This window comes from Campylobacter sp. JMF_11 EL3 (genome assembly GCF_027736965.1).
Classification (GTDB): domain Bacteria; phylum Campylobacterota; class Campylobacteria; order Campylobacterales; family Campylobacteraceae; genus Campylobacter_B.
The window spans coordinates 1-14,465 of the sequence record NZ_JAOVTJ010000007.1; the positions used below are offsets into that span (position 1 = coordinate 1).

At 40.5% G+C, this 14,465-nt stretch carries 15 protein-coding genes; 6 read left to right on the forward strand and 9 right to left on the reverse strand.

Features of this window, described 5'->3' with window-relative positions; translation table 11 throughout:
• Positions 1-223: 223 nt before the first annotated feature.
• From OFN67_RS07835 to OFN67_RS07845, 3 genes are all read left to right on the forward strand, one after another.
• Positions 224-547 carry a hypothetical protein gene (locus tag OFN67_RS07835; protein ID WP_270868994.1) on the forward strand — a complete coding sequence of 108 codons (324 nt, stop codon included), beginning with the start codon at positions 224-226 and terminating at the stop codon, positions 545-547.
• Between the two features lie 253 nt (positions 548-800).
• The gene (locus OFN67_RS07840; RefSeq protein ID WP_270868993.1) at positions 801-2,138 is read left to right on the forward strand and encodes a viral A-type inclusion protein; all 1,338 of its coding nucleotides are present in this window, start codon (positions 801-803) and stop codon (positions 2,136-2,138) included.
• 2 nt (positions 2,139-2,140) lie between these two features.
• The gene (locus OFN67_RS07845) at positions 2,141-2,746 is read left to right on the forward strand and encodes a hypothetical protein (RefSeq protein ID WP_270868992.1); all 606 of its coding nucleotides are present in this window, start codon (positions 2,141-2,143) and stop codon (positions 2,744-2,746) included.
• Between the two features lie 67 nt (positions 2,747-2,813).
• Here the strand turns inward: OFN67_RS07845 and OFN67_RS07850 are convergent, their stop codons facing one another.
• From OFN67_RS07850 to dcd, 3 genes are read right to left on the reverse strand one after another with little or no spacing between them, the layout of a single operon-like run.
• Positions 2,814-3,965, reverse strand: coding sequence for a cation:proton antiporter (locus OFN67_RS07850; RefSeq protein ID WP_270868991.1), 1,152 nt, complete (start codon positions 3,963-3,965; stop codon positions 2,814-2,816).
• Positions 3,966-4,019: 54 nt separating this feature from the next.
• On the reverse strand, positions 4,020-6,248 hold the full coding sequence (gene topA, locus OFN67_RS07855; protein WP_270868990.1) for a type I DNA topoisomerase: 2,229 nt from the start codon (positions 6,246-6,248) through the stop codon (positions 4,020-4,022).
• A 9-nt stretch (positions 6,249-6,257) separates the two neighbouring features.
• On the reverse strand, positions 6,258-6,818 hold the full coding sequence (dcd, locus tag OFN67_RS07860) for a dCTP deaminase (protein ID WP_270868989.1): 561 nt from the start codon (positions 6,816-6,818) through the stop codon (positions 6,258-6,260).
• Between the two features lie 131 nt (positions 6,819-6,949).
• Between dcd and OFN67_RS07865 the strand changes: the two genes are divergently transcribed.
• The 3 genes from OFN67_RS07865 (at position 6,950) to OFN67_RS07875 (ending at position 9,942) form a co-directional block, all read left to right on the forward strand.
• The gene (locus tag OFN67_RS07865) at positions 6,950-7,999 is read left to right on the forward strand and encodes a type II asparaginase (RefSeq protein ID WP_270862513.1); all 1,050 of its coding nucleotides are present in this window, start codon (positions 6,950-6,952) and stop codon (positions 7,997-7,999) included.
• Between the two features lie 147 nt (positions 8,000-8,146).
• On the forward strand, positions 8,147-8,608 hold the full coding sequence (gene accB, locus OFN67_RS07870) for an acetyl-CoA carboxylase biotin carboxyl carrier protein (RefSeq protein WP_270859945.1): 462 nt from the start codon (positions 8,147-8,149) through the stop codon (positions 8,606-8,608).
• On the forward strand, positions 8,605-9,942 hold the full coding sequence (locus OFN67_RS07875; RefSeq protein ID WP_270868988.1) for an acetyl-CoA carboxylase biotin carboxylase subunit: 1,338 nt from the start codon (positions 8,605-8,607) through the stop codon (positions 9,940-9,942). The genes accB and OFN67_RS07875 overlap by 4 nt, the downstream gene beginning before the upstream one ends.
• Positions 9,943-9,993: 51 nt before the next feature.
• On the opposite strand, the gene OFN67_RS07880 is transcribed toward OFN67_RS07875, so the two are convergent.
• The 6 genes from OFN67_RS07880 to purF form a co-directional block, all read right to left on the reverse strand.
• Positions 9,994-10,434 carry a hypothetical protein gene (locus OFN67_RS07880; protein WP_270868987.1) on the reverse strand — a complete coding sequence of 147 codons (441 nt, stop codon included), beginning with the start codon at positions 10,432-10,434 and terminating at the stop codon, positions 9,994-9,996.
• Positions 10,435-10,588: 154 nt separating this feature from the next.
• Positions 10,589-11,314 carry a hypothetical protein gene (locus tag OFN67_RS07885; RefSeq protein WP_270868986.1) on the reverse strand — a complete coding sequence of 242 codons (726 nt, stop codon included), beginning with the start codon at positions 11,312-11,314 and terminating at the stop codon, positions 10,589-10,591.
• Positions 11,315-11,529: 215 nt separating this feature from the next.
• Entirely contained in the window at positions 11,530-12,294 is a 765-nt protein-coding gene (locus OFN67_RS07890) for a polysaccharide deacetylase family protein (RefSeq protein WP_270868985.1), read from the reverse strand.
• Between the two features lie 110 nt (positions 12,295-12,404).
• Positions 12,405-12,872, reverse strand: coding sequence for a thioredoxin-dependent thiol peroxidase (bcp, locus tag OFN67_RS07895; protein ID WP_270868995.1), 468 nt, complete (start codon positions 12,870-12,872; stop codon positions 12,405-12,407).
• 34 nt (positions 12,873-12,906) lie between these two features.
• A complete protein-coding gene (locus OFN67_RS07900) occupies positions 12,907-13,116 on the reverse strand; it encodes a tautomerase family protein (RefSeq protein ID WP_270862507.1) in 210 nt (69 codons plus the stop codon).
• A 2-nt stretch (positions 13,117-13,118) separates the two neighbouring features.
• A complete protein-coding gene (gene purF / locus OFN67_RS07905) occupies positions 13,119-14,465 on the reverse strand; it encodes an amidophosphoribosyltransferase (RefSeq protein ID WP_270868984.1) in 1,347 nt (448 codons plus the stop codon).

Genomic DNA, 14,465 nt, shown 5'->3' on the forward strand with positions numbered 1-14,465 from the left:
CCTTGCTCCATACCGAACCAAGAAGCTAAGCTCATCATGGCTGATGATACTCTCCGTTACTCGGATGTCGGGAAAGTAGGTCGTTGCGGACTTTGTTTTTACTCTTTATGCTTTTTTAAATCAATTAAAATTTTATGTTAATCAAATTTTAAGTCAATCACAGGGTCAGTATTTTTCAGAATTTTAAAATTTAAACAAGTGCCATGAGGTGATACGATCGTGGGTGGATAGGGTCGGTGATAAAAATGCCTCTTATCATTTTGGAAATTTGAGCCTCAATGAAATTTGGTGCAATGAGCACGGCAAAGCTTTGGCTTGCGCAAAGCTAAGCGAGGCGTATTATTATGGCAAAGGCGTGGAGTGCGACGAGGAAAAAGCCGAAGAATTCGCCCAAAAAGCTTGCGATTTGGGGCATGAAATCGCGTGCTTTATCGCTGGGGTCTATGCAGATCACAATAAAACCAGAGCCAAATATTATTTTGGCAAATCTTGCGACCTTGGCTATGCGCCCGCCTGTGATGAGTATAAAAAATTAAAAAAATGGTGATAAGCTAGCTTTTTTGTAATTAAAAAATAAAGTTTAAATTCTAAGATTACGCAAAAATTGCTAACGAAAAATTCTTATGATGACAAATTAAAGTTAAAGAAATTTTTTAATTACTTTGTCACTATTGAAACAGCTTCTTGTGACAATAAACAAATTTTACAACCGCTCGCAGTGTGTTAAATTTAGTAAATTTTAAATTTATTTTAAGGGGGGGGGATATAATGACAGTTTTATTTTGAAAGGTTTTTTTAAGATGAAGATAAAAAAATTATTATTATTTTTATTTTTTGTTTGTTTTTCTTGCGGTGCTTTGTCGGCTGATGGGTCATTTGTATTGAAAAAAGAATCAAACGAAGTTTCTTCACACGAAACAGAGAATCAAATAGACGAAAATGTAATTTATGTAAGAAATATAAGCGGTGTAGGTGAAAGTTTAGAAATAGCAAAAAAAGACGCCATTCAAAATGCTATGAGATTTGGTGTAGGCGAATTATTAGTTTCCAAAGAAGAGTTGAATAATGACGAGCTAAGTCAGGAAATTATGAATTATTCAAACGCTTATGTGCTTGATTACCAACAGATTTCCGAAGTAAATGATGGTGGAATTTATAAAGTTCAAGCCGATGTAAAATTAGAAAAAAATAAAGTTTTGGGAACGCTAAGTAAGTTAAATATAAATGCGCTAGATTTAAGCTCTGGTGTTTTAAAAAATTATGTTGAAGACAAGATTGATAAAAAAGAAAATGCTAAGAGGCTTATCGAAAATGAGATAATTGAGCCTTTTGAAAATGGCAACGCTTATGATATAGAAATTTTAGATATTCAACCATTGACTAGAAGCGATCTTATGAAAGCTAGACTAGCTAAGAGGGAATATACATTTAAAGAGTTTCTAAAAAATAAAACAGACACAAGTGATGTTAGATATAAAGCAGATGTGCCTATGGATAAGATAGATGAATTGTTTGTTGCAAAAGTAAAATTTAAAATGAATGACGGATATGTTAAAAATCTAGAGAAAATTCTTGGTCAGTTTTCTGAAAAACTCAGTAAAGATACAGATGAATTTAAAATAAGCTTTAAAGTGAATAGTAATCCATATATTATCATTGATGAATATATACTAAAAGAATTTTTTAATAAAAAAATACTACGAATGAATATTTATGGTTTTGTATTGAGGCTTATTGATTCCAATGACGAAATTTGGATACGAAAATGCGGTTCTGCCCACTCTTGGGGAGAGTATATGAGTATTTTTGGAACTCCAGAGCGTCAATTTGTAAGTGAATATTTGAACTACGCATTTGAGTTAAAAAAATTAAAAAAATTAACAGAAAAAGATAAAAAAAATGGCATAGAATATTACTATGACGAAGTTTTTAATTATCACTTCGCTTTAATAGAGAAATTAAGTCCAATAAGGAAAATTCGTAAAGGATATGACACTCACGCATATTTAGACTTTAATACCAAAGAACGAATTTTTTATATAATCATACAGTTAGACCAACAAGATAGCGCGAATTCAAAAAAAATAGAATTTGATTTACTTTATACACCAGAAAACGAATGCAACATTAAGGAGTGATTATGAAAAAATTTTTATCAATTTGTGCTATTTTGGCAATTGCAAATGCTGGTATTGATTCGGTTGATATTGACGAAAACGGAAATATTAAACTAAAAGCCACAGGTGAAGATATTATGAAAATAGGCGATGTAAGAGATAAACAATCTTGCTTAAAAAAAGCCGAGTTGAAGGCTAAGGCTGATATAGCTAAATTTTTTAAAGAGCAAATTACTACAAATGAGGTAGTTGATGAGTTGCTACAACAAGCCGAAACAGCACAAATAAATAATGGCAATGAGTCAGAAAGCATAAACAGAGAAGCGCTTATAACCGAAACTTCGCGGATACAAAACAATGCTGAGGCAGCATTGCGCGGTGTCGTGGTAATAGAAAAAATAGCTTCAATTGAAACAAAAGAATGTAGTGTTACGGTTGGCTTTAATAGCAAGACCTTAAAGGCAGCAGAAACAGCAACTAGGGCTATGCAGCAATCAATGGCAGAAGATACGGCAGCAATCAAATCTAATGGTAAATCCGCGACAAAGTCTAATAATTCATACAATGGCGGTGGAATAGAAAAAGCTCAAAGTTCATCTAAAAGATCGTCTATGTATGATGAATTTTAAGAGAAATCATAAACCTAACTCTGACAAATCCATAAAAGCTTTCTTTGAAAAATTTCCAAGAAAGCTTTTATGATTTTTGCTTTGTTCTATTATATATCAAATTTATCCCAATCATGCAGACCAAAGCTTCTATCAGCGAGGCGACAATCATTGCGTAATAAATCTCTTTGCTTATGAAATTTGCCTCGAAAAACAGCGTCGCAGTCGCAATCAAAAGCGTCAGTGGCATCGAGAGGCTAAGCGCAAAAAGTGCGCCTGCTCGCGCGCGCAGTATCTCCCAAAACACCCCAGCGCACAAAATTCTCGTAAAAATCATTATCCCAGCTAGTAGCAGGCAAAATTTCAAAACCCCAGGCATTAGCAGTGCGTCCAGCTCGACCGCCGCGCCTGTGTGTATGAAAAATATCGGCACGATAAAACCAAAGCCAAACGATGAAAGCTTTGGCACAAGGCCCTCTTTGTGCGAGAAAAATGTCGGCAAAAACGCCCCCGCGATGAAGGCTGCGATAAAGATTTCGATATCTAGCCACGACGCGCTCGCGCAAATTAGGCAAAAAATCGCCATAGCAAAGCGTATGTCTTTTTCGTTTTTGTCATAGTGTGGCATGATTATGGTTTTTAGGCTCGGATACCACCAAAACACCATTTCTAGGGACTTAAACACTAGCGCGATTGCGCCGATAAATCCCACAAGCGAGCCGATTTTAAGCAGCATACTCGCCCCAAAGCCGTCTTTTAGGTAAATCCCCACCACGCTAAGTGCTACGATGCTTACTATCTCGCCAAGCACGCCTACTAGCATGGCTAGATTGAGCCACTCTTCGTCCTTGCCGTAGTCCTTATACAGCGTCGAGAGCAGTCCCACGCTCATAAGTGGCACAGCGATGATGATTAAATTTGGCAAATCAAAAATCGCTACCAAAATCGCGCCCAAGATATAAAGCAGAGCCAAAAACAGAAGCGATTTTTTTAAAATTTGGCGCGAAATTTTAAACAAAAAACGGAAATCCACTTCCGCCCCAGCCAAAAACATAAGGTAATAAAACCCGATTTTAGAGGCGAAATCAAAGGTAGGATTGGCATAAAGCAGGCCCAAATTCCCAGCGATTATGCCTAGGATTATCTCTGTGGGCGAGACTGGGATTTTTAGGACTTTGGCTAGATACGGCGAGGTAAATATGAAAAATCCTAGTGTGATTAAAATTAAAATTTCGCTCATTTTGGTTAAATTTCGAAATTTAGCCACGCCAAATTTGGCAATGGCTAAATTTATTTATTCGATTTCCTCTTTAAATTTGCATTTCGGACACTCGGCGAAATTGCCTTTTTTCAGCTCTTTTCGCACCATGTAGGTGTTTTTGCACTCAGGGCATTTGCGCGAAAGCACGGCGTAGTTGCTCACAAAATCGCACTTTGGATAGTTTGAGCAACCATAAAATTTCCCCCTGCGCGAAAATCTCTCGACCACATCGCCTTTGGCGCATTTTGGGCAGATTACGCCGGTGCTAGTGGCCTTTTTGGCCGGGGCTTTGGCAGCGCCTTCGATTTGGCGAGAGTATTTGCATTTCGGATAGCCCTCGCACGCGATAAACTCGCCAAACCTGCCAGCGCGCCTTACTAACTCTTTGCCACATTGTGGGCATTTCTCGCCGATTTTTTCAGGCTCAGATTTGCTTGCCTCATCTGCGCTCTCGCCTAGATTGCGAGAGTATTTGCATTTCGGATACCCCTCACACGCGATAAACTCGCCAAACCTGCCAGCGCGCCTTACTAACTCTTTGCCACATTGCGGACATTTCTCGCCGATTGGTTCGGAGATTTTTTGGCTAGCGATTTCGCTCTTGCCTTTGGCGATTTCGTCCATAAATGGGTAGTAAAAATTCGCCAAAATTTCTTGCCAATCAGCCTTATTTTCGGCGATTTCATCGAGTTTTTCTTCCATTTTGGCGGTGAAATTGCTATCAACGATATTTTTAAAATGCCCCTCCAAAACCTCGGTGATTTTAAAGGCGACCTCGGCTGGGATTAGCTGTTTTTTGTCGATTTCGACATATTTTTTCGAGGTTAGAAGCGTGATAGTTGGCGCATAAGTGCTTGGTCTGCCAATGCCTAGACTTTCTAGCTTTTTAATCAAACTCGCTTCTGAATACCTAGCTGGTGCTTCGGTGAAATGCTGTTCGCTTCCTAGGCTTTCAAGCTCCATTTTATCGCCTTTTTTAAGCTCGGGCAAAATTTTATCCTTATCCAAATCGCCATAAACCTTGTAAAATCCGTCAAATGTAACCTTGCGCCCGCTTATGCGAAATTCAGCGCTCTCTCCGCAAATCGTGATTGTTTGGATATCTGAGGTAGAAGCGCTCATTTGACACGCGATGAAACGATTATAAATCAGCGTATAAAGCCTAGCTTCGTCGCGTGGGAGCGTGGCCTTTGCCATTTGTGGCGTAAAGGCTATGTTTGTAGGGCGAATCGCCTCGTGGGCTTCTTGCGCGCCTTTGGATTTGGTGGTGTAAATGTTTGGCGATTTTGGCAGATACTGCGCGCCATAGGTTTTTTCGATCATATCGCGTGCGGCAGCGACGGCCTCTTTGGCTAAATTTAGGCTATCTGTTCTCATATATGTAATCGCACCGCCAAAATTCGTATTCACGCCCTCATACAGGCTTTGGGCTAGGCTCATAGTCTTGCGCGGATTAAAGCCAAGGCTAGTTGAGGCTGCTTGTTGAAGCGTGCTTGTCATAAACGGCGCGCTTGGGGCTGTTTTGCGAGATTTGCTCTCAATTGCGCTAACGCTAAATTCTTCGCTTTTTAAAATTTTTAGAATTTTATCGGCTTGGGCTTTTGTTTTTATGGATAGTTTTTCCATTTTTTCGCCGTTAAATTTGACAAATTCGGCTTCTAGTTTTTTCTTAAAAACAGCGTCTATGCTGTGGTATTCCACTGGCACAAACGCCCTTATTTCGCGCTCTTTATCGACAATGATTTTTAAAGCTGCGCTTTGGACGCGCCCAGCGCTTAGCCCTCTTTGGATTTTGGTGTTTAGTAGCGGGCTTAGCTTGTATCCTACTATGCGATCTAGCAAGCGACGCGCTTGTTGGGCATTTACGCTATTCATATCGAGTGTGCGAGGCGAGTTTATGGCGTTATCAATCGCGCTTTTTGTGATTTCGTGAAATACAATGCGAGGCAGGCTGGTTGGGGCTTTGCCGATTGATTCTGCGATATGGTATGCTATCGCCTCTCCCTCTCTATCCTCGTCGGTTGCTAGGTAAATTTGACCTGCTTTTTTGGCTAAATTTTTTATCTGCGACACGATTGCTTCGTGATCGGTGCTGATTTCGTATTCGGGGCTAAATTTGTTGCCGTCGATTTTAATGCCAAATTTTTTTTGCGGAAGGTCGCGGATATGACCTTTGCTAGCGATTACTTCGTAATCTTCGCCTAAAAATTTTTTTATCGTTTTGGCTTTGGCTGGTGATTCAACTATGACTAAATTTTTCATATTTCTCTCTTATTTTAAAATTCTTGGTAGCGTAATGCCCTCTTGGGCTTGGTATTTGCCCTTTTTGTCGGCGTATGTTACTTCGCATGGCTCATCGCCTTGCAAAAACAGCACCTGCGCGATTCCCTCGTTTGCGTAAATTTTGGCTGGAAGCGGGGTTGTGTTTGAGATTTCGATTGTGATATGCCCCTTAAATCCTGGCTCAAAAGGCGTTACATTTACGATGATTCCGCACCTTGCGTAAGTGCTCTTGCCAAGGCAGATTGCAAGCACATTGGAGGGCATATTAAAATACTCGATTGTGCGAGCCAGCGCAAATGAATTTGGCGGGACGATACAGATATCGCCTACGAAATCCACGACATTTTTTTCGTCGAAATTCTTAGGATCGACGACCGTGCCACCGATATTTGTGAAAATTTTAAACTCATTTCCCACTCTGATATCATATCCGTAGCTAGATACGCCATAGCTCACCACGCCACGCCCCACTTGCTCCTCGGCAAATGGCACTATCATAGCGTGCTTTTGCGACATTTCTCTAATCCATTTATCGCTTTTTAGTCCCATATTTATCCTTAAACTGAAAAATTTTTCGCGCATTATAGCAATAAAATTCCACGATTTACAAATTTGGTGCTATAATTCAAATTTAATTTTGCAATTAAATGCAGAAATTTATCAAATTTTAAGGAGACAAGATGAAAATCTTAGGCAAATTCGCGTTCGCTGCGCTTTTTATCGCTTCATCACTAGTTGCGGCTAAACCAAACATCTACATTTTGGCCACAGGTGGCACAATCGCTGGTGGAGGCGATAGCGCTGTTAGCGGTGATTACACATCAGGCACAAAAACTGTTGATGAATTGCTAGCTGCCGTTCCTCAAATCAACGACATCGCAAATGTCAAAGGCGAGCAAATTTCACAAATCGGCTCACAAGAGATGAACGATGAAGTTTGGCTAAAACTAGCAAACCGCGTAAATGAGCTACTTACGAAAAACGATGTCGATGGCGTAGTCATCACTCACGGAACTGATACTATGGAAGAGACAGCGTATTTTCTAAATTTAGTCGTAAAAACTAAAAAACCTATCGTAATGGTTGGCGCGATGAGATCTGGCACTTCACTAAGCGCAGATGGCCCGCTAAATATCTTTAACGGCGTAAATGTCGCAATCAACCCAAGCGCTCGCGAAAAAGGCGTAATGGTCGTAATGAACGATGAAATTCACGCTGCACGCGAAGTAACTAAAACAAACACAACTGCTGTTGATACATTTGCTTCACCAAACGCTGGCAAAATCGGCACCGTAAATTACGGAATCGTAAATTTCTATATGAATCCACTTCGCAAACACACAGTCGATAGTGTATTTAACATCAAAGATGTAAAAGAGCTTCCACGCGTTGATATTTTGTTCGCTCATGCACAAGATGTCGCTGATTTCGTTGAAACTGCTGTTGCAAACGGCGCCAAAGGTATCGTGCTAGCTGGTATGGGTAATGGAAATCCTTTCCCAACTGTCGAAGCTGCACTTGCAAAAGCTAGCGAAAACGGCGTTGTCGTAGTTCGCGCTTCTCGCACAGGCTCTGGCTCAACAAGCGTTGGCGCAGAGGTTGATGACGCAAAATACGGCTTTTTGACAAGCGACAACCTAAACGCTGCCAAAGCTAGGGTTTTACTACAACTTGCCCTTTCAAAAGGTCTAGACAAAGCGAAAATTGCTGAAATTTACGCTACTCATTAATAACTCTTGGGCGCAGATTTTGCGCCCTTTTTTAAATTTTACTCAATTTCAAATTTCACAAAATTTCGCCAAATTTAAATTTAATGTAAGAATTAACAAAATTTAGGTAAAATGCGCCTTTGGAATTTCTATTTTTAGGAGAAATAAATGAAACAAGAAGATATTAAGGAATTGATGACTTTCTTCGATGAAAAATCATCTCTTAGCAAGATTAAAATTAAAAATGACGATTTTGAAATCGAGATTAAAAAATTCGGCGCAGATATCGAAACCGGCGCAGCATGTGCCACACCTGCACCGCACGCCCCGGCTGCTGTGCCAGCTGTAAATGTCGTCGTAGGCGACTCTCACGCAGCTAGCAAGGCTAGCATGGATACTATCGATAGTCCTATGGTCGGCACTTTTTACAAGGCTGCAAGTCCGGGCGCAAACCCATTTGTAAGTGCTGGTCAAGTCGTGCATAAAGGCGATACTATCGGCATTATCGAAGCGATGAAGATTATGAACGAGGTCGAGGCTGAGTTTGATTGTCGTATCATCAAATCGCTAGTAGAGGACGGACAGCCAGTAGAATACGCTATGTCGCTATTTGAGGTTGAAAAGCTATGAAAGAGCTAAATAAAATTCTTATCGCAAACCGCGGTGAGATAGCACTTCGCGCACTTCGCACTATTCAGGAAATGGGCAAAAAGGCTATTGTCGTGCATTCAACAGCCGATCAAGACGCGCTTTATGTCAAATACGCTGACGCTGCGATCTGCATAGGTGGGCCGCGTTCGACTGATAGCTACCTAAATATCCCTGCAATCATCACAGCATGCGAGCTGACAGAGGCTGACGCTATTTTTCCAGGATATGGTTTTTTGAGCGAAAATCAAAATTTCGTCGAAATTTGCGCCAAACACGGCATTAAATTTATCGGTCCAAGTGTTGAAGCTATGACGCTAATGAGCGATAAAAGCAAGGCTAAGCAAGTAATGATGAGAGCTGGAATCCCAGTAGTGCCAGGATCAGATGGCGCGATTGCCGATGTCGAGGCTGCGCGCAAACTAGCCAAGGAAATCGGTTATCCTGTCATCATCAAAGCAGCCGCTGGTGGTGGCGGACGCGGTATGAGAGTGGTCGAGAGAGAAGAGGATTTAGAAAAGCTTTTTTGGTCGGCTGAGAGCGAGGCTATGAGTGCGTTTGGCGACGGGACAATGTATATGGAAAAATACATCACAAATCCTCGCCATATCGAGGTTCAAGTCATCGGCGACGAGCACGGAAATGTCCTACATGTGGGCGAGCGCGACTGCTCTATGCAACGCCGCCACCAAAAGCTAATCGAAGAGAGCCCAGCAGTGATACTCGACGATGAAACCCGCGCCAAGCTTCTAGAAACAGCCGTTCGCGCGACTAAGGCGATTGGCTATGTCAGTGCGGGAACATTTGAGTTTTTATACGACAGCAAGGATAAGAAATTTTATTTCATCGAAATGAATACGCGTTTGCAGGTCGAGCATACAATCAGCGAAATGCGCTCAGGGCTTGATTTGATCGAGCAAATGATAAGGGTAGCCGAGGGTCATAAGCTCCCTAGCCAAGACGAGATTAAATTTAGCGGACATGCGATCGAGTGCAGAATCACAGCCGAAGATCCGAAAAGCTTCATGCCAAATCCGGGTAAAATCACTCGCTACATAGCACCTGGCGGACGCAATGTGCGTATGGATAGCCATGTGTATGAGGGATACAGCGTGCCGGCATTTTACGATAGTATGATTGGCAAGCTCATCGTGCATGACAAAGACAGGCTTCGCGCGATTTCTAAGATGAAAATCGCACTATCCCAGCTCGTCATCGGCGGTATCAAATCGACCCGTGATTTCCACATTGCGATGATGAATAACCCTGATTTTATAAACAACGATTACGATACAAATTATTTGTCAAAACACTAAAATTCTAAATTTAGCCCATTTTTGGGCTAAATTTAGTTAAATTATTCATTTTTATTCCTTGTAAAATATTTTATTACTAAATTTATACTCATCTCCACACTTCTTAGTGCTTTGAAACCAAAATTCCCCGCTTCCAGTATTTAAAAATGGATAACCAAATTTATCATAAATGATATTTTCGGACATTATTACTTTGCTGTTTTTATCCACAATACTTATTTGTTTGCCACTAATGAATAAATCAAAAAAAGGATTAAAATTAATTTGCGTAGTGGTTATATTATAATCATTTAAATTTATTCTTTCCAATGTAGTTTGTAAAATAAAATTTTCGTTTTTTTTACACAAACCATAAGCTATTGGTTTTGATATAATAAACCCACACCACGGCAACAATACAATTAAAATCAACACAAACTTATTTACTTTTATTTTAAATTTTTTAAATAAAAAAATAAAAAAAAGTAGATAAAATGGATAAACTAGCAGCATTTAAGAAGCCTTATTTCTACAAATTCTGTATTTTTGTTTTAAATTCACAAAACGCACCCATTTCACTTTTTAAAAATTTTATTTTGTTCTTTGTCATTTAAATAGGCATTTCCTGCCAAATGTGCGTAAATTTTGTAAGTTGAGAATTTGTTATTCATCTTATATCCTTGCCATTAGAATTTTTGTTTATTAAATTTTGTTCTAGAATATTGATTATTTCATAAGTATCTAGCATATTATGGCAAGTTAAGCCCTGAACATCTGTGGATACAGATAAAAATTTGTGCATAAATGAATTATATGGCATAAAATATCTATATACTTTTCCTATTTTTTTATCATTGATATATATGTCGCTTTTATGAATTAAATCTGTATTTTTAGGGCATTTAGCATAATCATTATTGCATTGATGATATATTTCACTATCTTTTAATCGAATATTTTGTAAATCGCTTAGTGCATAATTGTTATCTAAAATTTCAATCTTAAAATTCTTTTTAATATCACACTCATATCTAAATTTAAGTATCTTAAAGCCGTCAAATAAAAATCCATAAGTTAAAAACAGAGTTATTAAAGTAGCTACAAAATGAGTTTTATTTTGAAATAAAAATTTATCATCTTTTGAAATTTCTATTTTTTCATAATTTAATTTATCGTCTATTGTATTGCTTTTGACTTTATGTTTCTTTGTGATTAGTGCTAAGAAAAACAAAGTCAGAAAAAAGACAAATACAAAAAATCCTAATAGAATAAAAACAATGAAAAATAATAAAGCAAAGAATTTTGCAAATTTATTTATTTGCGAATTTGCGATATATCTTATACACAACGCACAAGCAAATGCCACAATTAAATTAACAATTAAAATATCCATATAATTCCTTTGTGTTTTTTTGCAAATTCAAATTCGGTCAGTATCGCCGATACCGAATTTATTAAATTCACAAATTTAAACTTACTTTTGAATTTCAAGCTCGTAGATTGCCACGCAAGCAAGCTTGCTTGCAATGACAAATCAAGGGCTAGGGAATTTCTCTGAATCGCCACAAAATATTTCGCAAATTTTGCCGATGACAAAACGGGCGAAATTTACTCCAAAACTTCGTCTAATCGCACGAACTCGAAGCCATTTTTAACCAAAATTTTAAGGCCCCCCACCACGCCTGCGCCACTTGGCTTTTCGGGGTGGTTTGCGTGAGCGATGATGATGTCGCCGCCGCGCGCACTAGACACAGCAGTGCGCGCCCCTTCCGCGCTCATCGTAGCCCCAGCATCTCCTAGCACGCTAAATCCCACGGGCGCGTATCCCATATCATAAATCTGCGCCACGGCAAGCTCATCGTAATACGCCGTGCCAGAGCGGTAAAATTTCGGGCGTGCGCCAGTAAGCCTTGCGATTAATTCCGCGTTTCGCGCGATTTCATCGTATAGCTCGCTAGCATTCGCCGTGCCCTTTATGCCGTAAATGCTAGCCCCATTTAGCGAGGCTGGGGAGTGTGCGGTGCCGTGATTTTCGATTTCGAAATTTGGATTTTGGCGCAAACGCTCGAATTTTTGCGGAAATTTCTCTATCCAGCGTAAATTTACAAAAAATGTCGCTTTCAGGCTGTGTTTTTCTAAAAATCCCACGATTCGCTCGTCCAAATCGTCCGTTTTGCTTCCGCACAGATCGAGCGTGAGGGCGATTTGTTTTTTATCGGTTTTGAAATTTTTAATCACGCCTTGTAATTCCTCGCCCCAAAGGCTAGGTTTTGCGTCAGAGTATTTTTGCAAAATTTGCTCTTTGGTCAAATTTTCGCCCTGCGCGCCACACAAAACCCCCAAAGCGCAGATAAAAATTAAAAATTTTTTCATTGATTTTCCCCTGTAAATTTGGCTAAATTTTGGCTAAATTTAAAAAGGGGCAAATTTTGAAATTCGCTAAAATTTCGAAATTTTACCCCAAATTTGCGCTTAAATTTTGTTTATTTTTGCGCCAAAATATCGCCAAGCACCTTTGCGGCGTGGTCTTTGGCTTTGACAGATTTATAGACTTTTTCGATTTTGCCGTCTTTGCCGATTAGAAATGTCGAGCGCACGATCCCTAGATACTCGCGCCCGTAGTTTTTGCGCACTTGAAGCACGCCGTAAGCCTTGGCGACTTCGCGTTCGTGGTCGCTTAGTAGGATATGGCGTAGGCTTTGCTTGGCAATGAAACCTGCGTGTGATTTCGCACTATCTGGGCTAATGCCGATAATCAGGGCGTCCTCGGCGATAAATTTATCCCAAAGCTCGCTAAATTCGCAAGCCTCGGTGGTGCAACCGGGCGTATTATCCTTAGGATAAAAATACAAAACGACCCTTTTGCCGATAAAATCGCTTAGGCGAATTTGCACCCCGTCGGCGTTTTCTAGGGCGAAATTTGGCGCCATATCGCCCTTAGCAAGCGTGATTTTGCGCGCTAAATCCTCTGCGCTAAATGTAGTCTCAGCCATTTTGCGCCTTTTTTCGCATATCTGCGACGCTTTCGCCACCGAAATAGAAATTTTCAGCCTCGTCGTATTCGAATTTCACGACCACGCGACTTGGCACCTTGCCTAGGTTTTCGACCATTGTTTTGGTGATTTCACCAGCGATTTTGTCTTGCAACTCCTTGCTTGGGGCTGGTTTGGTTAGGTGGATATTGATGATTGGCATTTTTACTCCTTTATAAAATAATCTCCGTCAAAACTGATTAGCGAATATTTTCGCTCATCTCCTAGCGCGCCGACAAGCTCATTTATGCTTAGAAATGTCAGGCTGTCTGCGCCGATATACTCGCGCACCTCTTCGGTGCTTTTGTTTGCGCTGATTAGCTCGGCGTAGCTTGGCGTGTCTATGCCGTATCTATCTGGGTGCTTGATTTCTGGGCTTGCGATACACATGTGAATCTCCCTCGCCCCAGCGTGGCGCAGAAGCTCGACGATTTTTTTGCTCGTGGTTCCGCGCACGATACTATCGTCGATGACGACTATGCTTTTGTCTTTCAAAACCTCGCTCATAGGGTTTAGTTTGAGTTTGACCTTTAAATTTCGCATTTCTTGTGTCGGCTCGATAAAGGTGCGCCCCACATAGTGATTTCGCACGATTGCTAGCTCAAAAGGCACGCCACTTGCGCCTGAGTATCCCAAAGCTGCTGGCACACCACTATCTGGGACAGGGACGACAAAATCAGCTTTTATATCTTTGCATTTTTCGGCTAAAACTGCGCCTAGTTTTTTGCGGATATTATAGACATTTTTGCCCTCGACAGTGCTGTCTGGGCGGGCGAAATATATGTATTCAAACGCGCAAATTCTAGGATCAACCTCTTCGAAAATTTGAAGCGATTTTATCTCGTCTTTGCCCTCTTCGAAAATCACCATTTCGCCGGGCTTCACATCTCTGATAAACTCCGCTCCCACCAAATCAAAGGCGCATGTCTCGCTCGCTACGATATATCCGCCGTCATTGAGTCTTCCGATACTAAGAGGCCTTACGCCGTGTGGATCGCGCAGGGCAAACATTTTGCTACGACTTAAAATCAAAAGCGAATACGCCCCGGCGCATTTTTTCACAGCCTCGATTATGCGGTTTTGCAATTTTTTTTCTTTGCTTCTAGCGATTAAATGCAAGATATTTTCTGTGTCCATATTTGACTGAAATATCGCTCCCTCGGCGATTAGCTCAGATCTAACGCTATCTTTGTTTATCAAATTTCCATTATGCACGATTGAAATTTCGCCTAGGGCGTATTTAGCAGAGATTGGTTGCGCGTCGTGGATACTCTCGTTGCCCGCTGTGGAGTAGCGATTGTGGCCGATTGCGCTATTGCCCTTTAAAATTTCAAGGGCTTGTGGGGTGAAAATTTTGGTTACTAGTCCTTGACCTTTTACCGTGTTTATATGGTGGTTGTGATTAGCACTAACTCCACTTGCCTCTTGGCCACGGTGTTGCATCGAAAACAGCCCATAAACCGCCGTTTTAGCCGCATTGGCTGAATTTATAACTCCTACTATCGCGCACAT

Bases quoted from the DNA above. Each gene is read 5' to 3' on its own strand.
- OFN67_RS07840 (WP_270868993.1), top strand. From the start codon at position 801: ATGAAGATAAAAAAATTATTATTATTTTTATTTTTTGTTTGTTTTTCT.
- OFN67_RS07845 (WP_270868992.1), top strand. From the start codon at position 2,141: ATGAAAAAATTTTTATCAATTTGTGCTATTTTGGCAATTGCAAATGCT.
- OFN67_RS07850 (WP_270868991.1), bottom strand. From the start codon at position 3,965: ATGAGCGAAATTTTAATTTTAATCACACTAGGATTTTTCATATTTACC.
- topA (WP_270868990.1), bottom strand. From the start codon at position 6,248: ATGAAAAATTTAGTCATAGTTGAATCACCAGCCAAAGCCAAAACGATA.
- dcd (WP_270868989.1), bottom strand. From the start codon at position 6,818: ATGGGACTAAAAAGCGATAAATGGATTAGAGAAATGTCGCAAAAGCAC.
- OFN67_RS07865 (WP_270862513.1), top strand. From the start codon at position 6,950: ATGAAAATCTTAGGCAAATTCGCGTTCGCTGCGCTTTTTATCGCTTCA.
- accB (WP_270859945.1), top strand. From the start codon at position 8,147: ATGAAACAAGAAGATATTAAGGAATTGATGACTTTCTTCGATGAAAAA.
- OFN67_RS07875 (WP_270868988.1), top strand. From the start codon at position 8,605: ATGAAAGAGCTAAATAAAATTCTTATCGCAAACCGCGGTGAGATAGCA.
- OFN67_RS07880 (WP_270868987.1), bottom strand. From the start codon at position 10,434: ATGCTGCTAGTTTATCCATTTTATCTACTTTTTTTTATTTTTTTATTT.
- OFN67_RS07885 (WP_270868986.1), bottom strand. From the start codon at position 11,314: ATGGATATTTTAATTGTTAATTTAATTGTGGCATTTGCTTGTGCGTTG.
- OFN67_RS07890 (WP_270868985.1), bottom strand. From the start codon at position 12,294: ATGAAAAAATTTTTAATTTTTATCTGCGCTTTGGGGGTTTTGTGTGGC.
- OFN67_RS07900 (WP_270862507.1), bottom strand. From the start codon at position 13,116: ATGCCAATCATCAATATCCACCTAACCAAACCAGCCCCAAGCAAGGAG.
- purF (WP_270868984.1), bottom strand. From the start codon at position 14,465: ATGTGCGCGATAGTAGGAGTTATAAATTCAGCCAATGCGGCTAAAACG.